The sequence below is a fragment of the Sphingobium sp. Z007 genome, from assembly GCF_900013425.1.
Classification (GTDB): Bacteria; Pseudomonadota; Alphaproteobacteria; order Sphingomonadales; family Sphingomonadaceae; genus Sphingobium.
Map to the genome: position 1 here is coordinate 1,498,552 of NZ_FBXK01000005.1, position 17,823 is coordinate 1,516,374.

Annotated in this window: 23 protein-coding genes; all 23 read left to right on the plus strand. The window is 62.6% G+C overall.

The features are described 5' to 3' along the window. The first annotated feature begins 6 nt into the window (after window positions 1-6). The 23 genes from CEQ44_RS15270 (at window position 7) to CEQ44_RS15370 (ending at window position 17,823) form a co-directional block, all read left to right on the plus strand. Window positions 7-423, plus strand: a complete 417-nt coding sequence (locus tag CEQ44_RS15270; RefSeq protein ID WP_088201711.1) for a VRR-NUC domain-containing protein — start codon at window positions 7-9, stop codon at window positions 421-423. Beyond that, entirely contained in the window at window positions 414-1,331 is a 918-nt protein-coding gene (locus tag CEQ44_RS15275) for a DUF1376 domain-containing protein (protein ID WP_217895005.1), read from the plus strand. The genes CEQ44_RS15270 and CEQ44_RS15275 overlap by 10 nt, the downstream gene beginning before the upstream one ends. Further along, the gene (locus CEQ44_RS15280) at window positions 1,324-1,770 is read left to right on the plus strand and encodes a hypothetical protein (RefSeq protein WP_088190821.1); all 447 of its coding nucleotides are present in this window, start codon (window positions 1,324-1,326) and stop codon (window positions 1,768-1,770) included. The genes CEQ44_RS15275 and CEQ44_RS15280 overlap by 8 nt, the downstream gene beginning before the upstream one ends. 29 nt (window positions 1,771-1,799) lie before the next feature. Further along, complete coding sequence (locus CEQ44_RS15285) at window positions 1,800-2,381, plus strand: transcription termination/antitermination NusG family protein (RefSeq protein ID WP_088190819.1); 582 nt, start codon at window positions 1,800-1,802, stop codon at window positions 2,379-2,381. A 132-nt stretch (window positions 2,382-2,513) separates the two neighbouring features. Next, a complete protein-coding gene (locus CEQ44_RS24490) occupies window positions 2,514-2,684 on the plus strand; it encodes a hypothetical protein (RefSeq protein ID WP_176400279.1) in 171 nt (56 codons plus the stop codon). A 180-nt stretch (window positions 2,685-2,864) separates the two neighbouring features. Beyond that, complete coding sequence (locus tag CEQ44_RS15290; protein WP_088183596.1) at window positions 2,865-3,491, plus strand: hypothetical protein; 627 nt, start codon at window positions 2,865-2,867, stop codon at window positions 3,489-3,491. Beyond that, window positions 3,436-5,574: a phage terminase large subunit family protein gene (locus tag CEQ44_RS15295; protein ID WP_254913683.1), complete on the plus strand. Its 2,139-nt coding sequence runs from the start codon at window positions 3,436-3,438 to the stop codon at window positions 5,572-5,574. Before CEQ44_RS15290 ends, CEQ44_RS15295 begins: the two co-directional genes overlap by 56 nt. Further along, a complete protein-coding gene (locus CEQ44_RS15300) occupies window positions 5,574-5,786 on the plus strand; it encodes a phage head-tail joining protein (protein ID WP_088183594.1) in 213 nt (70 codons plus the stop codon). Before CEQ44_RS15295 ends, CEQ44_RS15300 begins: the two co-directional genes overlap by 1 nt. Beyond that, on the plus strand, window positions 5,783-7,279 hold the full coding sequence (locus CEQ44_RS15305; protein ID WP_088183593.1) for a phage portal protein: 1,497 nt from the start codon (window positions 5,783-5,785) through the stop codon (window positions 7,277-7,279). The genes CEQ44_RS15300 and CEQ44_RS15305 overlap by 4 nt, the downstream gene beginning before the upstream one ends. Before the next feature lie 138 nt (window positions 7,280-7,417). Beyond that, on the plus strand, window positions 7,418-9,454 hold the full coding sequence (locus CEQ44_RS15310) for a prohead protease/major capsid protein fusion protein (protein WP_176401079.1): 2,037 nt from the start codon (window positions 7,418-7,420) through the stop codon (window positions 9,452-9,454). Window positions 9,455-9,517: 63 nt separating this feature from the next. Then, window positions 9,518-9,835: a hypothetical protein gene (locus tag CEQ44_RS15315; protein WP_088183589.1), complete on the plus strand. Its 318-nt coding sequence runs from the start codon at window positions 9,518-9,520 to the stop codon at window positions 9,833-9,835. Between the two features lie 39 nt (window positions 9,836-9,874). Then, entirely contained in the window at window positions 9,875-10,219 is a 345-nt protein-coding gene (locus tag CEQ44_RS15320) for a DUF2190 family protein (RefSeq protein ID WP_088183587.1), read from the plus strand. Next, window positions 10,219-10,575: a hypothetical protein gene (locus tag CEQ44_RS15325; RefSeq protein WP_088183586.1), complete on the plus strand. Its 357-nt coding sequence runs from the start codon at window positions 10,219-10,221 to the stop codon at window positions 10,573-10,575. The genes CEQ44_RS15320 and CEQ44_RS15325 overlap by 1 nt, the downstream gene beginning before the upstream one ends. After that, window positions 10,572-11,252 carry a DUF6441 family protein gene (locus CEQ44_RS15330; RefSeq protein WP_088183584.1) on the plus strand — a complete coding sequence of 227 codons (681 nt, stop codon included), beginning with the start codon at window positions 10,572-10,574 and terminating at the stop codon, window positions 11,250-11,252. Before CEQ44_RS15325 ends, CEQ44_RS15330 begins: the two co-directional genes overlap by 4 nt. Window position 11,253: 1 nt before the next feature. Next, window positions 11,254-11,691, plus strand: a complete 438-nt coding sequence (locus CEQ44_RS15335; RefSeq protein WP_088183583.1) for a hypothetical protein — start codon at window positions 11,254-11,256, stop codon at window positions 11,689-11,691. Window positions 11,692-11,706: 15 nt separating this feature from the next. Further along, window positions 11,707-12,645 carry a phage tail tube protein gene (locus tag CEQ44_RS15340; protein ID WP_088183582.1) on the plus strand — a complete coding sequence of 313 codons (939 nt, stop codon included), beginning with the start codon at window positions 11,707-11,709 and terminating at the stop codon, window positions 12,643-12,645. 11 nt (window positions 12,646-12,656) lie between these two features. Beyond that, entirely contained in the window at window positions 12,657-12,953 is a 297-nt protein-coding gene (locus tag CEQ44_RS15345) for a hypothetical protein (protein ID WP_088183580.1), read from the plus strand. Then, a complete protein-coding gene (locus CEQ44_RS15350; protein ID WP_088183578.1) occupies window positions 12,953-13,576 on the plus strand; it encodes a hypothetical protein in 624 nt (207 codons plus the stop codon). The genes CEQ44_RS15345 and CEQ44_RS15350 overlap by 1 nt, the downstream gene beginning before the upstream one ends. 32 nt (window positions 13,577-13,608) lie before the next feature. Next, on the plus strand, window positions 13,609-13,764 hold the full coding sequence (locus CEQ44_RS24495) for a hypothetical protein (RefSeq protein ID WP_176400282.1): 156 nt from the start codon (window positions 13,609-13,611) through the stop codon (window positions 13,762-13,764). Next, window positions 13,751-16,171: a hypothetical protein gene (locus tag CEQ44_RS15355; protein WP_088183577.1), complete on the plus strand. Its 2,421-nt coding sequence runs from the start codon at window positions 13,751-13,753 to the stop codon at window positions 16,169-16,171. The genes CEQ44_RS24495 and CEQ44_RS15355 overlap by 14 nt, the downstream gene beginning before the upstream one ends. Continuing rightward, entirely contained in the window at window positions 16,168-16,764 is a 597-nt protein-coding gene (locus CEQ44_RS15360) for a hypothetical protein (protein ID WP_088190030.1), read from the plus strand. The genes CEQ44_RS15355 and CEQ44_RS15360 overlap by 4 nt, the downstream gene beginning before the upstream one ends. Window position 16,765: 1 nt before the next feature. Continuing rightward, the gene (locus CEQ44_RS15365; protein WP_088183575.1) at window positions 16,766-17,407 is read left to right on the plus strand and encodes a hypothetical protein; all 642 of its coding nucleotides are present in this window, start codon (window positions 16,766-16,768) and stop codon (window positions 17,405-17,407) included. Then, entirely contained in the window at window positions 17,404-17,823 is a 420-nt protein-coding gene (locus CEQ44_RS15370; protein ID WP_088183574.1) for a hypothetical protein, read from the plus strand. The genes CEQ44_RS15365 and CEQ44_RS15370 overlap by 4 nt, the downstream gene beginning before the upstream one ends.

A 17,823-nucleotide genomic window follows, 5' to 3' on the forward strand; every position in this document is an offset into this window, starting at 1 on the left:
GCCATCGTGGCGGCATCGTGGTTCAAAGCGCCGCGCGCAGCAGCAGGGCGGAAGCGGGCGGCACCCGCTGGTATGGCGGAGCGGCCGGTTCAGCGCGGCGCGATCCGCCTGCTCGCTATGCAGCGCATCGAAGCAGTCGCGGTGCCCAATGGAGCGCACTTGGCAGGCGACAAGTTGGCGCGCATCAAGCAGATGGCGGCGCTGCGCAAGGATGGCCTGCGGCCCGGCTTCCCCGACCTGATCCTCTTCGGCCGTCAGCAACTGCAAATCGGCTTCCTGGAGGTGAAGCGTGAGGTCGGCAATGACCTATCGGACGATCAGGAAGATTGGCGCGACATGCTTATCGGCTGGGGCTTCCCCTGGGCGATGATCCGCCAGCCGGAAGAGGCGCTGGACGTCGTGCGCGAATGGGGATGGATATGACCAACAAAACTGAACCGCTTACATCGTCTGATTGCGATTTGCAGGACTTCCCCTTCATGCCTTTGCAGGTCGCCCGGCTGCGCGACAGCGATCTGGCTGCGACCGAGCACCCCGAAGCATGCTGGTATGCGGTGCTGCTCTGGGCTGCCTCCTGGCATCAGGTGCCAGCCGCCAGCTTGCCTGACGATGAGATGGTGCTGGCGCGGTTATGCGGACTGGGCCGTGATGTGAAGACGTTCCGCAAGCATCGCGCAGGCGCTCTGCGAGGCTTTGTCACATGTTCGGACGGGCGGCTGTATCATCCCGTCGTTGCCGAACAGGCCAACGCCGCGTGGAAAGAGAAGCTGGCCTATCGCGATCGCAAGGAGAAGCGCGCGTCCATCGCCAGCAATGCAGCGAAAGCCCGCTGGCAGAGCATGCCCGACCCTGATGCAGAAGCATACGCGATGCATGATGCATCGAATGGGGATGCATCATGCATGCCCGATGCAATGCTGAAAGGGACAGGGACAGGGACAGGGACAAATATTATTGTTGATGATGAGCGCGAGGGCGCGGTCGATATCATCGACCTGACCGCCGAGTTGGCCCGCATGGCTGGCGTCGGCCATCTTGCCCCAGGCCGGATAGCCCAGAACATCGACACCGTCCGCGAGTGGATGAGCCACGGCGCCTCGCCGGACGAAATGCGCGGCGCTGTGCAGGACGGCGTGTCAGCCGCCTCCGCTGCGATCCACAGCCTCAAATATTTCAGCGGCGCAGTGCGCCAGCGCGTCGCCAAACGGGAGAATGGAAATGGGTCAACTGGCCAAGGTTCAGCCGCAGAGCAGAGCGCTGACGGAATATTGCGAGCCGCCGCTGCCCGACGGGCTGCTCGCCGCGTTGAACAGCAGGCAGAGCGTGCTTGAACTCAAGGTTCCCGGTCCCGTCAGCCGCGCGGCGCTGCAAGCCTATGTCGACGGAGCACGCCCGCCGCTGGCCGATGAAGAGGAAATCGACACGATAGTCGCGCGCCTCGCCATAGCCCTGCCACGCAAGCGTGATCAGCCTGGCGTCGATGGCGCAAAGCTAGACATCTACGCCAGCGCATTGAGCGACGTGCCCCTCATAGATCTCCGAGCTGCGTCGGACTGGATCATCAACAATGCTGGCTTTTTCCCGTCGGTCGCAGAGATCCGCAAGGCAGCGGCAAAGGTGGCCGGACCGCGCACCGCGCGCATCGCCCGCGCCGAGTTGATGATCCTTCGGCATGATCGTGATTGGACGCAGCCGGTTGCTGAGGGCGAGGTGGTGGATATGGGCGCAATAATGTCCGAGGCGCTGGCGGCGCACCCGTCGAAGCGGTAAGAACAAGAGTAGAACGGAGCGAGCGGGACATGGTTGAACAGGGCAAACAGTGGTGCATTTTGAGGACGTCGGGTCGCACCACAATCAGCCTGGCGGAAACGCTGGCGAAGGACGGCTTTGAAGTCTGGACGCCCATAGAGACGCGGAAGGTCACCGTCCCGCGGGCCAACGTGAAGCGTGAGGTACGGCTACCGATCATGCCGACCTATGTCTTTGCGGCATCGCGCTACCTTAGCGAACTGTTGCAGCTGGCGGCTATGCCGGTGCGGCCACGGCGCGGCGCTGGCCTGCTGGACGCAGCTCACGCGGCTTTCCATGTCCTGCATTGCTTTGGCGGCATCCCTATCGTGGACGATCGTCATCTGTCTAACCTTCGCCGATTGGAGGCGAAGCGCACTCCATTGCGGCGCGCCGCCTATGCGTTCCCCCAGAACAGCAAAGCCCGCGTGAAGGACGGCGCCTATGGAGGAATGACCGGGGTTGTCATTCGAAGCACGGTTGCCGCCACCACCCTGGACTTTGGCAACGGATGGTCGACGCAAATTCCCACTTCCATCCTGTCGCCAGCCGATGTAGAACAGCACGCGAACACCGCCCTAAGGGCGGCTTAGCTGCACGGGATGCAGCGGGGCGTGCACCGATCAGGGCCATATGGCCGATGCTGACCGCGCCCTCCATCTGACGGAAGGGCGCTTCCGTCATAGTGCTACTGCATTCCATCTCTGTTCATCATCGGAGCGCCCATGCAGCAGCGCCCTTGCCCAGCCGATCAGATGGAACGCCTTGCCAGCGAGCTGCACATGCTGGCCTTCGACATGCGCGAGCCATCCCGGTCGCATGATCGCGTCGAGCGGATCATTGATGATGGCGAGCGGATCGCGGCGCAGGTCCGCGCCTTGGTGCGAGGGCGCTGACGCGAGTATCCAAACCGTGACCGCCAACCCCGCGACCAGCAGGACCGACACGTAACATTGTTGCGCGGCAGGGCAACGAACCACCCCACCCCTTTGGGTCCTTCCCAGCCGACTGCGAGTACGGGGGGCAAAGGCGTGGAAAAGGGGCAGCTATGAGGCCCGAAAGGTGTCCGCATTCAAATGTCCGCACCTGTAATCCCCGTCTCTGTCCGCGAGTTCGCTCGACTTGATGGCTGCGATGACAAGCTGGTCCGTCGCGCAATAAAGTCAGGAAAACTGCCAGTTCTTGAAGGTGGCAAGCTCGACCCCGCGCTGGCCAAAACTGGTTGGCGCAAGCAAAATCGGCGCGGTGCGGACACTGCGGACATCAGTGCGGACACCCGGCAAAATGTCCGCACCTCTGTCCGCGCGGTCGATGTGTCCGCGCAGCTGGCCGGTGACGAGATTGACGCCGCCGAAACGGTGTTCGCCGAGGACGCAGAAAACTTTCTCTCAAATGTCCTGAATGGCACCTATGCCGACACCATCATGGCCGAGCGGATCAAAGAAAATGCCCTTGCCGCAAAGCACCTGCTGGCGGCGCGCAAAGACGCCGGCAGCCTTATAGACATCGACCTTGCCCGTTCCGTCCTGTTTGAGGGGCAGCGCGCCCAGCGGGACGCATGGATCAACTTCCCGACCAAGGTCGGGCCGATGCTTGCGGCGGAGTTGGGTGTGGATGCGGATAAGGTCGTGGAGGTCATAGCCGTCCATGTCCACCAGCAGCTCAGCGATCTTGGAGAACCCGAAGCGGATTTCAACGAGTGATCTGACGGCCACCCTGCTGCGCGCCGAGATGGCGCGGGCATGGACGCCGCCGCCACGTATCAGCGTGCCCGACTGGGCAGATCGTTATCGGAAGCTCGCAAAGGAGGCGGGCAGCACATCGGGAAACTGGCGCACGTCGACAGTTGAGGTTGCGCGCGGCGCTATGTTGGCAGTCACCGAACCCGGGGTCCACAAGATCACCGGGATGGTCTGCACCCAGTTGATGAAGACAGCCATGATCGAGAACACGCTGGGCTATTTCGCCCATCTCGATCCCGGGCCTATTCTCATCGTCCAGCCCAAAGAAGATGCCGCCGAGCAGTTTTCGAAGGAACGGATCACACCGCTCATTCGTGCGACGCCGGTCCTTCGCAAGCTGATCGGATCAGGCAAGACGCGCACGGCCGAAGAAACGCTGCTCTACAAGGCGTTTCCTGGTGGATTTGTCGCGCTTGCCGGAGCGGGCAGTCCAGACAATCTGGCCCGTCGGCCGGTGCGTGTCGTGATGTATGACGAGATCGACAAGTATCCCATCACGCGGGAAGGTTCGCCGCTCGATCTTGGCGATGAGCGCATGGCGACCTTTGCCGCCTGGTTATCGTTGCGCGTCTGTTCGCCCACCATCGAGGGCGAAAGCCTCATCGAAGCCAGCTTTTTAGAAGGCGATCAGCGGCAGGCATCCGTTGTATGTCCGGATTGCGGGCATCGTCAGTTTCTGGAGTTCTTCAAGCACGTCCATTGGGTGCAGGACGAAGACAGCGGTGAGCATAAGCCATCAAGCGCGCAGATCCATTGCGAGGCGTGCGGCGTGGCATGGTCGGAAGGCCAGCGCCTGCTGGCGCTTCGCACGACGCGCTGGCACCAGACCCGACCCTTCCGCTGCTGCGGGAAGCATCAGGATCCCATGGAGGCATACCACCGGGCGTGGACGGAGTCGGCCCCCAGTCCGAATGCGCCGGGCGCGGTGGATGTTGTCTGGGATTGGTGGCAGTCTGACCGATGGGCCGTCTATCGCGCCAAATGCACCGATTGCGGGCGTTGGGCGATTGATAACGAACACGCATCGTTCACGGCGTCGAAGCTTTTTAGCCCATGGCCAAAAGATGCCCCGCCAAAGATTGCAGCAAAGTGGCTGGCCGCCAAGGATGATCCGGACAAGAGGGTCACGTTCGACAATACCCAGCTGGGCAAGCCGCATCGCCGTCATTCGTCGAAGGATGTGCCCGCCGAAGCACTCATGAAGCGGGCCGAACTGTGGCCGGGTGAGGTTCCCGAAGGCGCTGGCGTTGTTACCACTGGCATAGATATTCAGGATGACCGGGCCGAGATTGAGTTCGTGGCCTGGGGCCGTGGTGAGGAAAGCTGGTCTATCGATTTTCAGGTCGTTGAGGGAGATCCGGCCACCGATGATTTCTGGAAACGGGTCGATACCCAATTGCTGCGCCGCTTTCTGCGCGCGGATGGGCGCGAATTTACAGTCACAGCCGGCTGCATCGATTCTGGCGGACATCACACACAGCGCGTTTATTCGTTCGCAAAAGCCCGACTGGGCCGCAAAATATGGGCAATTAAGGGTCAAAGTGCCCGAAATGGTGAGCGGTCTCCGGTTTGGCCAACGTCGCGGCCCAGTGCGAAAAACCGTTCCCGTTTCAAGCCGGTCATTCTTGGCACGAACGCGGCGAAGGATTCTATTCGCAACAGGCTGGCCATTGAAGAGCCAGGGCCGGGATATATGCATTTTCCGTCCGACCGGGACCTGGGCTGGTATGTGCAGCTGACGTCCGAGCGGCTGATTACCAAGGTCGCTTCGGGCCGTCGTTTCACGGTCTGGGATTTGCCCAAGGGACGCGCGAACGAAGCGCTCGATTGCCGCGTGTATGCATTCGCCGCACTTCAGGGCCTGATGCAGTTGGGCATGAAACTGAACGCCGTTGTGGATGCCGTGTCGCCCGCGCCGGTGATCGATGCCGTACCAACGGCGAAGACCACTGCTGCTATAGAGGGGGTGCCCGCCACCCCACCCAAGGCCAAGCCTTCGAAGTTCGCAAAGCGTTCGGGAAGCTGGATGAACAGGAGGCGATAATGGCATTCCAGCAATCCGATCTCGATCGCCTCGATACCGCCATCGGCAGCGGCATCCGCAAGGTGACGTTCGCCGACGGTCGGTCCACCGAATATCAAAACCTGGACGACATGCTGCGCGCCCGCGAGGCGATCGTCGGCATTCTGGCAAAGCCCGCCCCCGGCACTACGGGCCGGCGCCGCTTCATCGTCGGAAGGGTCGGCAGGCTGTGAACTGGATCGACCGCACCGTTGGATATCTTTCTCCGGTCGCAGGGATGCGCCGTCAGGCCGCCCGCAAGATGCTGGAGCGCACGGCGCCGCGCGCACGGCCCGGCCGTCGCTTCATGGGTAAGGATCGGGACTTCGATACGGTAAGCAGCAATCCGAACGATGGGCGCCCCAAGCGCTATGTCGACCGGATGACGATACTGCGCCTGATCGCCGAAAACCCGTTCGCGCGGAAGGCTCTGAATGCCCTGCTCAACAGTCTCATCGGCTGGGGTATCACCGGAGCCCCGACGGGCCCAAAGGTCATGCGCGATCATTGGGCGGCATGGATTAACGCGTGCGATTATTACAACCGGCACGATCTCTACGGCCTGCAAAAACTGTGGGCCATCTCCATGCTGCGCGATGGCGAGGTGTTCATCGTCCAACGTCTAATCAAGGCGCCAGGGATTATCCCGCTCCGGCTCCAAACCTATGACAAAGGCATGCTCGCCGCCGATAAATACGGCCTGAATATCGAGCGCGGCATAGAATATGACGACGAGGGTCGTGCGGTTGCCTATCATTTTTACCGGGGGCGCAAAGGCTATCGCTGGTCGTCCACCGAGACGATTCGTTTTCCCGCCGAAGAGGTCATCCACCTGTTCGACAGCGAATGGGTTGGCCAGACGGAAGGCGTCAGCCTGTTTGAGCCGATCGTCAAACGGCTGGGTGATGTTGAGGAAGGTATTGAGGCGGAGGTCGTCAAGGCCAACATCGCTGCATGCCTGGTTGGCTTCCGCTATCGCCCGCCGGCGCAGGAGGGAGAAGACCCGAACATAGGCATTCCTGTCGATGAGGCGCAGGAGCGCGCTCCTATCGAAGAGTTTGTGCCCGGCATGATCGAAACGCTGGAGGACGGCGAGCAGATAACCTTTTCCAATCCGCCCAAGACGGGCGGCATCAACGACCTTGCTCGCATCGCGCTTCTGGCGTCCGCCGCTGGCGTGGGCGTCACCTACGAGCAGATGACCGGCGACCTGTCGAATGTGAACTTCTCCAGTTATAAGGCGGGCGCGCTGGAAAATAAGCGCTTCATCGGCCGCCTACAGTATCTGACATTCATCCCGATCTGCCTCAACCGCGTGTTCGGCTGGTTTGCACGCACCGGCTGGGAATCGGGATATCTCAGCAAGCCCGCCTATCCGGTGAAATGGACGCCGCCGCCGTTTGAATCGATCGACCGCGAGGGTGACGCCATGGCAGACATTCTTGAGATGGAAGCCGGCCTCGAAAGCCGCGCCAATCTCCTGAATGCCCGCGGTTACGATCATGATCCGATGATGGAAGAGATCGCTACCGCCCGCGACCTGCTTAATAGGCTGAAACTGGCATTTCGCGGCGATCCCATGGTCCCGGGCGCGGCCAGCAACAGCGCCAATGGCGATGCCAACGCCTCTGATCCGAACCGCATGATGATGATGGCCATCGCGCGTCGCCTGATGTCCCCCCGATAGGAGCAATCCGCAATGAAGAAGCCCGACCCGGCCCCGCAGGATGCTGCGGAGGTCGCACCGCGCACCTCTGCGCATCTGACGGCAGACGGAAAGGCTCCGCGCCGCCGTAAGCCTGCGAACGCCCCGCCGATCGAAAATGTGACCGGCATCATGACCCGCGCATCGGCGGTGCCGGTCGATCCAGAAGAGCGCCGGCAACCGCAAGCCGGTGGTCGCGGCACGCGGGATCTTGCCGTCCGCTCGGAAAGCTACAATTCTTCAAGCCGGTCGGTTGAGGCGATCCTGTCAGCTGGTTCGCCGGTGCGGCGATATTATTTCACCGAGGAACTGGAGATCAGCGCCGAGGCGATCGATCTCGGCCGGGTATCGCGGGGTGTGTGTCCGCTATTGGACACCCACAATCAGTACGAAATCAACGCCGTCATCGGCGCGATCAGCAACGTGCGGATCGAGGGTGGCCAGCTCATCGGTACCCTCACTTTTTCCGACACCGATCGCGGTCGCGAGATTGAGCAGCGCGTCGCCAATGGCGAGCTGCGCGCCATCTCCATCGGCTATCATGTGACCAAATGGCAGATCACTGCCACCGACGAAAATGATCATGAGACATGGCGCGCCGTCGCCTGGGAGCTTCTCGAAGCCAGTCTCGTCCCAGTTCCCGCCGATCCGAACGCCGTGGTTCGGTCAAATCCGGGAAATTCCCACGGCGATGCACAAGAGGAAGATAACATGCGACGCAACCTTGCTGGCGGCGCGGCTGCGGCCGCCCCTGCTGTAACCACCACCCCGGCCGCTGCTGCGGCACCGGCGCCCGCCGAGCGCGCGGCTCCTGAAACTGCTGTGCCTACCCCTGTCGCACCTCCTGCTGCGGATCATCGCGCGGCGGGCATTCCCGCTTCCCGCATTCTTGACCTGTGCGCGCGGTCGGAGGATCTGGGCAGCGTCTTTGCGGCTGAACTGATCCGCGCGAACGAAACCACGCCTCTGACCGAGGCAGACCTGCAATCGCGCATGACCGATCGCCTCATTGAGGCCCGCGCGCGCCCCACCTCGGACGTCCGCGCTGGACGCTCGGGAACCGAAAGCGATGGCTACCGCCTGGCGGTCGAAGACGCCTTGCTGCTGGCCGCAAATCCCAGCCTCCGCGCTGCTGACTTTGGTATCGACGACCAACGCGCGGATGCCGCCCGTGAGTTCCGGGGCCTGACCCTTATGGAGCTGTCGCGAGACTATTGCCAACGCACCGGCATTCGCGTCACCGGCATGGGGCGCATGGAACTGGCTGGCGCAGCGCTCGGTATGCGCGGCGGGGCGCTGACGACCAGCGATTTTGCCTTTGCGCTCGGCAATGCGGCAAACCGCCGCGTTCGCCGTGCATTTGAGGCGGCTCCGCAGTCGTTCCGGCCCTTCGTATCGACCGGAAGCTTGCCCGATTTCCGTCCGGCATCCATCATCGGCATGGGCGACGCGCCCGCGCTGCTGCTGGTCACCGAAAACGGCGAAATCAAGCATGGCGCGCTGACCGATACCGGCGACAGCTACAAGCTGGCGACCTATGCGCGCATCATTCCGATCTCGCGTCAGGCCATCGTCAACGACGACAAGGGCCTCTTCGGTCGCATCCCGACGCAGTTCGCGAACAAGGCGGCGGATCTGGAATCTGATCTGGTCTACAGCCAGCTCATCGGTAATCCTACGATGCCGGATGGCGTGTCTCTGTTCCATGCGAGCCACGGCAATCTTGCTGGCGCAGGCGGGCCGATTACCGTTGCCAACGTCGGTGCCGGTCGGGCAGCAATGCGGCAGCAGAAAACGGCCGAAGGCGGAAATATGACCGTTCGCGCTCGCTTCCTGATTGTTGGCCCGCTGCAGGAAACCGCCGCGGAGCAGTTCCTCACGGCCGTTACCGCCCAGCAAACCGCAAACGTCAACCCCTTCCCGGGCAAGCTGGTGCTGGTCGTTGATGAGCGCATTACCGATTACAGCTGGTATCTGGCTGCGGATCCTGATGCGTTCGATACGATCCTGCTGGCGCATCTGGAAGGACAGGAAGAGCTGTTCACTGACACGCATCAGAGCTTCGAGGTCGACGGCATCAAGTTCAAGGCCCGCCTGGACGTCACCGCCAAGGTCCTTGACTATCGGGGTCTCTACAAAAACCCCGGCGCGCAGTGATCTGACAATCCAGCCTGAACTGTCGGGGCGGCTTGGGCCGCCCCGCTACCGGAGTGCATCACCATGAAATTCGTAAAGCTGTCCCAGCCCACCACGGTCGATGGCGTTCTGCGCAATCCGATCGAGGGCGAAATTCCAACGTCCGATACCGAGGCCAAGCGCCTGAAGGACAACAATCTGCTCGACGGGGAGCCAACCGACTTTCCGGACATCGATGAAGGGGATGGCGACGACGACAGCGCCGCCGACCTCAAGAAGCTCTCGCTTCCGGATCTCCACATCCTTGTCACGAAGGAGGGCGTCCCGCTCCACGGCGTGACGAAAAAGGACGAGGTCATCGCCGCCATCACCAAATATCGCGCGGACAAGGCTCAGGCCTGATCCGCCTTTCCCGGCCATGCCGGATAGGAGACCGTAGTCATGAAGAATTATCAGCAGCTGGGGGATAATTTCCAGGCCCCCGCACCTTACCCCGTCGCCAGCGGCGCAGGCGCACTCGTCGGCTCGATCGTGGCAATCGCATCGGTCAGCGCGGCCACCGGTGAAGAAATTGCATGGGTGCGCGTGGGCATCTTCAACCCGGCGCCCAAGGCTGCAAGCCAGGCGTGGGTGGCATGGACCACGAAAGTCTACTGGGACAACACCGCCAAGGTGTTCACGTCCACGGCTGGCGGCAACACGCTCTGCGGCGTTGCCGCTTCGAACGTCGGCGCGGGCGCGGGCGAGACGTCCGGCGCGGTGTTGCTCACCGGTCAGATTGCCTAATGTCCGATCCGTTCGCTTCGGCGCTGGACGCCATTTTCATGGCCCCCGGCTCCGAAGCGGCGGAACATACGTCGATTTATGGAGTCCACACCACAGGGGTCCGCATCATCCGTGGTCGCGCAGATCAGCCCCTGCGGATGGGCGACGCCCAGATCATCACCGGCTCCCAGGTCGTAGAAATCCGCAAGGCGCAGGTAGCCGAGCTTCTCGACGGCGACACGTTGATTGTCGGCACCGTGGACGACGCCGGCGACTTTGTCCCGGTCGAGGAGCTGCGGCTGACCGGCGAGGCAATGATCGACAATGAAGGCCTGAGTGCGACCATCGGTGCAGAACCGGTCGATCCTTCGCGATGAGGCTCACAGCGCATCGCATCGGCACGCCTCTCGCTGACCAGCTTTACGTCACAGAGGGCGAGATTGCGGCCGACATCACCAAGATCATGGGCGAAGAGACGGCCGGGCTGAAAGACGATTATCGCCGCCAGGTTCGGGATGCCGGCATGGGCAATCGCCTCGCCAATACGTGGCGGTCCGAGACATATCCGAAGGGCGGACGCTCCCTGAACCCGGCAGGGTACATCTGGAGCAATGCCCCGGCCATTATCGATGCTTTCTCGCGCGGCGCGTATATTCGGCCGGTGGGTGGGGCCAAATGGCTTTGGATACCGACCCGCAATGTCCCCGCGCGCCGCCGTGGCGGCTCCTATAGCTCTTCGCCGAAGCGCTCCAACGGCACCCGCATGTCGCCGGAAGAGGTAGAGCTGCATTTCAACGCCGAACTCGACATCGTGATCGAGGGCAGCAAAGGCTTTGCCTTCATCGACGTCGTATCCGGCCTATCCGGCGGATATCGGCGCGCAACACCGGGCCGGACGCAGGGTCGCCGCGGCGCTGCTCCACGCAAGGCAAAGCCAGTGCTGATGTTCAATCTCGTGCGCGGCGTGCGGATGCCGAAGCTGTTCGATCTGGACGGCCCTGCCCAGAAGCGCGCCAACAACGTCGCGCGGCGCATTCAGGCGAAATGGGGCTGAGATGGCCAAGAGCTATGACGTCGACAAGGCCGTGGTGGACCTGATCAAGCTGGCCGTGCCAGATTTCGCCATCCTCGGCCTGGACGACGATGGCGGCGATCGACCCCGACGCATCGATCCGCGCGGCACCGTATGGATCAGGGACGGCGAGCTGGCGGAGCCGGACATCGACCTGTCGCCAGCCACCTATCATTATTCTCACCGCATCCCGGTGGAGATCGCCGCCTATAGCTCGTCAGAGCCGCTGCGCCTGGTGTTAAACCGCATGGCCAGCATGATTGCCGCGCCGATCAAGGCGGACCGTTTCTTGGGTGGACTGGTCGATTACATCGACGTCACCGCCCTGGAACTGGTGAGCATCAACGCCATTGGCGCACAGACGCAAAAGGGCGGGATGTTCGACATCGTCGCCACCTACACCACCGACAGTCCTCTTTAAGACAGGAGCTAAGCCATGGGTTTTGGCCAGGGCATCTATTCCGTGATGCATCTCGTGGGGGAGTCCGCCTATGGTGTGACGCCCGCATCGGGGTTTCGCAAATTGCCGTTCGTTTCCCACAGCATGGGCGAAGAGCGACCGCTGATCGAAGATGATCAGCTCGGTCTGGGGCGCGAGGGCGCGGATCCATCCTATGACGTCGCCACCAATACCGGCGATATCGTGGTGCCCGTCGACGTCTCTGCGTTCGGTGTCTGGCTTACGGCGATCTTCGGCGCACCGGTCACCAGCGGTCCCGGCCCATTTACGCATGCATTTCAGTCTGGCGGCAGCGTCCTCCCGGCTCATTCGATCGAGATCGGCAGTCCCGACGTGCCATCCTATTCGGTGCATTATGGCGCGGTCGCCAACCAGATGCGCATTGCCATGGCGCGATCGGGGATGCTCAACGCGACCATATCAATGATCGCACAGGGCGAAAGTGCGCAGACTTCGACCTCGGTCGCCGGAACGCCGTTGGTGGTCAAAGGGCCCCGGTTCGCCCAGGCGACCGGCACCATCAAGCGCGACAACGTCGCGCTGGGCAATGTGGTGTCGGCCGATCTGTCCATCTCCAATGGCCTGTCCCCGCTGGAGGTGATTCGCTCTGACGGACGGATTGGCGGCGTCCTTTCCGGGGCGGTCCAGGCGATGCTGCGATTTACAGCGCATTTCGACAGCCTCGATCTGCTCAATGCGGCTACTGACGGAACGCCCGTCAATCTGAGCGAAATCGGTTGGAGCCGAACCGGGGCCAGCCTGAAATTTGCCCTACCGCGCGTGTTCCTGCCCCGCCAAAAGCGACCGATCTCCGGCCCCGGCGGCATCATGATGGAATTCAACTGTCAGGCCGCCGCGCCGGACGGCGGGCACAAGATCAGCGCCACGCTGATTAACAACATCAACAGCTATTAAGGAGGGCCGTCATGGTCAAAGCCAAGCAGGGCACCGCCGCGTCCGACGACGCCGATACGATCGCACCGCCGCCGGCGCAGGTCGGGCAGTCGATCACACCCGTCGAAACGCTCGCGCGAATCGCTGTGGTCGATGCCGAAACCGGCGATCGGATCGAAAAGGTCATCCAGGCCGATGCGGACGCGGGCAAGGTCACCCGGTTCGTGGTCGAGGACGGCGCTTTGGTCCGAGACGGCAATCGCTATCGGACCATCGAAGAGGAGCGCAAGATCCGCATCGAATGGACCGATGGGGAGAATAGCTTCTGATGTCCGGCAAGGCAGCGATCAACCTCGAAGCTGAAAAGCAAGCGTTGGAGCCATGGTGGTTTACCGTCGATGCAGCCGTCACGGGCAGCACGCCGGAAAGCAGCCTGCCCGCGGTCGAGGTTCGCTTCATTCCGATCGGCCGCGTCGCCCTGCGCACCGCGCGCCGCGCCGCGGCCGCCGCCATTGGCAATGATCTGCCCGAAGATGACGACGCGCCGCTACCGCCCGAACTGATCGAACATGCCGGCGACATCCTCTCAGAAAGCCTGTTGATGTCCGGCATCGACCAATGGCGCGGTGTTGGTGATCAGGATGGCGAGCCGGTCGAGGTGACGCCGGAAAGGCTGCGCATCTTCCTTCTTGCCGATCCGATCCGTTTCGAGAAACTCGATGAGGCCTATGTCCGGCCCTTCGTGATGAGGGAGCTGGAAAAAAACGTCTTGTCGCTCTCGCTGAATGGCATTTCAGCGGGGGCGACGCCGGTGCCCGATACTGCCAAAAAGCATGTCAGGCGCACCGAAAAGGCCGGTGCGAAGCGAACCCCGAAAAGGGCCAGAAAGAAGCCTGCCCCTACCGACAGCATGAACCGCAAAGCGACGCCGGCGCCAGCGTCTGGGACGTAGTATCCGGCTGCGGCCGCCAGCTGCGCGCTGGCATGAGCGCCCCCTATGCGCTCGACTTTGGCGCTGTCCTGGCGATGGGCTCCGCTCAGAATGCCGACATTACCCTGCTCGCGCAGGTCCTCCCGACGATCGAGCATATCCTGCTCGACCAACTGACCGAGGATAATCCAGACGATGGCACAGCCTAAAGTCGCGATCCGTCTCGGGACGGAGGGCAAGGACGATGTTACCCGCGATTTCCGCGCGGTTGGCGATGCCGGCGATGCAGCCGCCGCGCGTGCGTCCAAGGCGTTCGACAAGGCGGCATCGGACTTCGAGTCGGCCGAGCGCCGCATGGCATCAGCCGCGCAGAAGATCTCGGCGTTCATGCCGCAGACTGCCGTGCAGATGCGGATCAACGATAAGGTCGGCAGCAATTCCACGTTGGACGAGGGATCGGCTCGCGTGTCGGCGGCCGCCTTCCGCGAACTCTTTGCCGAGCAGGAGCGCGTCACCGCTGGGGCCGCTGCTCTGCGCGCGCAACTTGACCCCACCTGGGCGGCGCAGCAGCGCTTCAACAATGAGATGGGCCAGGCACGCACCCTGATTGCCGCCAATGCCATCACCCTGGACGAATATTGTGACAAGCTGCGCCTGGAGCGGGCGGCGCTGGACCAGGTGTCGCAGTCGCATGGCCAGGCTACCTCCACCGCGGGCGCTATGCGCGCCGGAATGCAAAATCTGGGCTTCCAGGCACAGGATTTCATTGTCCAGGTGCTGGGCGGCACCGATGCGCTGCGCGCGTTCGCGATGCAGGCCCCCCAGGCGATCGGCGCTGTTCAAATGATGGCCAACAGCACGGAAAGCGGGAACAGCAAGTTTGCCGCCATGGCCAATGTGTTGAGCGGGCCTGTCGGCATAGCGCTTGGCATCGCCATTCCGCTGGCGATTATGTTGGGTGAGAAGCTGCTGAGTGGCGGCGATGCGGCCGACAGCATGGCGCAGCGACAGTCTGTTCTGGCAGGATTTATCGACCAGACGACGGGCCGCCTCAAAGAGCAGAATCAGGCTCTCATCCAGAACCAGGTCCTGCTGACGAAGACCGACGCGGTCAAAGCTCAGTCCGGTTTCAACGACGCGCGACGCTCCCTTTCGATTTTGCGCCCCGGCGATGCTGACCTCGCCAATATTGCCAAATTCGCGGCCAACACCGGCCAGACGTCACGCGCGGCGCAGATGCTGACGCAGTTGACCAAGGAAAAGCCTTGGTTGGCTGGCCAGGCTGAATCGATGAACAGCATGCTGGCCGACATGACGTCGCAGGCGCGGCTGGTTGTGCAGTCGCAGGCCCAGTCCCGCCTTCTGACAGGCGGCGGTCGTCCGGGCGATCAGAAGCGGGCCTTTGGCGACTTCTCCAGCGGTTCTGCACCCTCCTACAATATGACGGAGGTCAACGCACAGGCCAAGCTGGCGGCGGCGGTCACCGGCGTCGATAAGGCGCAGGCACAACTGACACTGACCCGCGCGAAAGCCGAAGAGCAGCTGAAGTCCGGGGCCATCACCCAGCAGCAGGCGACCGCCCAGATCGCCGCCGCAGAGCGCGAACTGAATCAGGCGCAGGACGCCCAGCAAAAGGCCAGCGCCGCCCGGTCAGCTTCGCGGCGCGCCCAGACGAAAGAAGAGCGGGAGCAGGACCGCCTACGTGAAGAGGCCGCGCGCAAGGTGCTGGCGCTGGAAAAGGAGCGCAACGCATGGGCCAACAACCAGAATATCGGCGGCGCATCCCGCGATGCACTGACCGCTGACGGTGACAAGATCGCGGAGCGGCAGAAGGCCTTTCGCGCGGCCAATGACGATATCAGCGCCGGCAACGTGCTGCTCAATCTGGAATGGGAGCTGCGCGGTAAATCGCGCGACGAAATCCAGAAGACCATCGAACTCAAGCGCTACCTGCTTGACCTCGAAAGGGATGAGCGAAATCTTACAGCCGAACAGGTCATAGATCTGGTCAACACGAAAGACGCGCAACTAACGCTCAACCAGTTGATCGAGCAACACGCGCGCAACTGGAGCGAGGTCACAGAGTTCGGCCGCAGCTTTGTGGATACCGTCCTTTCGCCGGACGCATGGTCGAGCTGGGGAAATCTGGGCAAGACGATTTTGCGCGAGCTCCAAAATGAAATGATGAAGCTGGCGCTGATCAATCCTATCAAAAATGCTTTGTTCGGTGACGGGCTGCCCACCCTCACCAGCGCGCTTGGCACCTTATTTGGTGGGCGCGCGGCCAATGGCGGTTCGGCCATCGGCAACATGTACACCCCGGCGGGATCGATGCTGGTGGGCGAAAACGGGCCGGAAATCGTCAATATGCCGCGCGGCGCACAAGTGCTGACGGCCAGCGACAGCCGCCGGATGTTGCAAGGTCCGGCCAATGATCGGGGCGACACGCATGTGCATGTCTATGCTGACAATGCGCTGGTCACCGACCAGATCGTCAGCATGATCAGCCAGGGGATGGATGTAGCCTCTGTGCGCGGCGCAGCGGGCGGCGCGGCGATGAGTGAAAGCCAGGCCGCGGCGCGGGGCCGCCGCCAGATGGGACGCAGCTGGCGATGAGCATATTGCTGCCGACCATCCACGGACCATCTTCGGCCAATATGCGCGCTGTCACTTTTGGCGGCAATCAGGAGGGCGCGCTGGGCGGCCCAACCACCGCGATCCATCGCGCGGGCGACCGATACGCCATAGATGTGGCGATTTCGGTGATGAGCCATGCAGCCGCGGCGGAGTGGGCGAGCGCCCTGGAAGAGGCGATCAGCGGCGACGCGGCCATCGCCATACCGCAGCCCTGGTTGGCCATCGGCGCGCCGGGCAGCGCAGTAGCAGTCGACGGTGCGGGGCAGAGCGGCATGACGCTCAACCTCAAAGGCTTTCCGGCAGGCTATCAGGTTGGGAAACGTCAATTTTTCCATATAGCCCATGCCGGCAAGCGCTTCGTCTATCGCGCGCGCGCGGCCACCTTGGCAGGCGGGGATGGCAGAATGACGCTGCCGATCTGGCCAATGCTGCGCTTCCTGACCATCGACAGTGAGGGGTGCTATTTCGATGCGCCCATTATCGAGGGCCAGTTGATCGGCGGAGAAAAGGGCGTGACGATGATCCGCGCGCGCGCCGAACCCGTCAGCATTTCGATCGTGGAAAGGGACTGACATGCGTCTGACCCCCGCCATGGTCGCCGCCCTGCGGAATCCGCCATCACCGGGCCGATACATTGTCGCTCCGCTGATAGAGGTGCGATTGCCGGACTATAATCTCTATCATCTCGTCGGTGCCGGCGAAGTGATGTGGGGGACGAAAAAATTTGTCGGCCGCGATCCTTTGTTTGGCGTTCTGGTCGCTGCCGGCACACTGAAGGATGGCGTCGGCGATGAAGCGCCCGACTGGGACCTGACCTTCGTTCCGCCCAGCGAGGTGGCGGCTGGCGCGATTTCGTCCGCCGCGATGCAGGGCAGCATCGTGCGCGGCGCGATCGGCGTTATCGATCGCGAGACGGGACTGCTGTTGCCGACGCCGCTGCAGGTGTTCGCCGGGACGCTCGATGTGCCGCGCCTACGTGTTGGAAAGGCGACGCGGACGCTGGAATGGCGGGCCGCATCGGTATTCGACACCTTTCATGACAATGACGACGGGGTGCGGCTGTCTGACGCCTGGCATCAGGACGTGTGGCCCGGCGAAACGGGACTGGCCAATATGACCGGGATCGAAAGAACAAGCTATTGGGGCGTCGAGAAGCCGCCGAGCAAGGTCAATTACGCTTCCATCACATCCGCCATCCGCGATCGTCTGTCATGACCATTGACCTCAAAACCCGCGCGGCGGCGACCCAGGCGACGATGGCGCGCTTTCGCGATCAGCCCTTTACGTGGGGCAGGTGGGATTGTGTGCGGATGGCCGCGTTCCACCTGCGCCAGCTTGGTCACCGACCTGGCCTGGGGCGTGGCGGCGCCTATAAAACCGCACTGGGCGCGAAGGCGGCTTTGCGCCGCGCCGGGCACGATGATCTGGCTGCCGCGCTCGACGCAATGATGCCGCGCATCGCCCCGGCGCAAGCATTGGTCGGCGATCTCATCATGTGTCCCGGCACGGACGGTTTCGGTGGCGGTATCGCCATCGCCGTCGGCAACGGCCGGATGTTCGGATATCATGAGGATTCTCCCTGTGCGGTGGTGCAGCAGCCGCTGGAATTCCTGGGGGCCTGGCGGGTATGA

Coding starts and splice junctions, on each gene's coding strand:
- CEQ44_RS15345 (WP_088183580.1), top strand. CDS start 12,657: ATGGTCAAAGCCAAGCAGGGCACCGCCGCGTCCGACGACGCCGATACG.
- CEQ44_RS24495 (WP_176400282.1), top strand. CDS start 13,609: ATGAGCGCCCCCTATGCGCTCGACTTTGGCGCTGTCCTGGCGATGGGC.
- CEQ44_RS15330 (WP_088183584.1), top strand. CDS start 10,572: ATGAGGCTCACAGCGCATCGCATCGGCACGCCTCTCGCTGACCAGCTT.
- CEQ44_RS15290 (WP_088183596.1), top strand. CDS start 2,865: ATGTCCGCACCTGTAATCCCCGTCTCTGTCCGCGAGTTCGCTCGACTT.
- CEQ44_RS15285 (WP_088190819.1), top strand. CDS start 1,800: ATGGTTGAACAGGGCAAACAGTGGTGCATTTTGAGGACGTCGGGTCGC.
- CEQ44_RS15370 (WP_088183574.1), top strand. CDS start 17,404: ATGACCATTGACCTCAAAACCCGCGCGGCGGCGACCCAGGCGACGATG.
- CEQ44_RS15360 (WP_088190030.1), top strand. CDS start 16,168: ATGAGCATATTGCTGCCGACCATCCACGGACCATCTTCGGCCAATATG.
- CEQ44_RS15320 (WP_088183587.1), top strand. CDS start 9,875: ATGAAGAATTATCAGCAGCTGGGGGATAATTTCCAGGCCCCCGCACCT.
- CEQ44_RS15350 (WP_088183578.1), top strand. CDS start 12,953: ATGTCCGGCAAGGCAGCGATCAACCTCGAAGCTGAAAAGCAAGCGTTG.
- CEQ44_RS15340 (WP_088183582.1), top strand. CDS start 11,707: ATGGGTTTTGGCCAGGGCATCTATTCCGTGATGCATCTCGTGGGGGAG.
- CEQ44_RS15300 (WP_088183594.1), top strand. CDS start 5,574: ATGGCATTCCAGCAATCCGATCTCGATCGCCTCGATACCGCCATCGGC.
- CEQ44_RS15325 (WP_088183586.1), top strand. CDS start 10,219: ATGTCCGATCCGTTCGCTTCGGCGCTGGACGCCATTTTCATGGCCCCC.
- CEQ44_RS15335 (WP_088183583.1), top strand. CDS start 11,254: ATGGCCAAGAGCTATGACGTCGACAAGGCCGTGGTGGACCTGATCAAG.
- CEQ44_RS15275 (WP_217895005.1), top strand. CDS start 414: ATGGATATGACCAACAAAACTGAACCGCTTACATCGTCTGATTGCGAT.
- CEQ44_RS15315 (WP_088183589.1), top strand. CDS start 9,518: ATGAAATTCGTAAAGCTGTCCCAGCCCACCACGGTCGATGGCGTTCTG.
- CEQ44_RS15355 (WP_088183577.1), top strand. CDS start 13,751: ATGGCACAGCCTAAAGTCGCGATCCGTCTCGGGACGGAGGGCAAGGAC.
- CEQ44_RS24490 (WP_176400279.1), top strand. CDS start 2,514: ATGCAGCAGCGCCCTTGCCCAGCCGATCAGATGGAACGCCTTGCCAGC.
- CEQ44_RS15365 (WP_088183575.1), top strand. CDS start 16,766: ATGCGTCTGACCCCCGCCATGGTCGCCGCCCTGCGGAATCCGCCATCA.
- CEQ44_RS15295 (WP_254913683.1), top strand. CDS start 3,436: ATGTCCACCAGCAGCTCAGCGATCTTGGAGAACCCGAAGCGGATTTCA.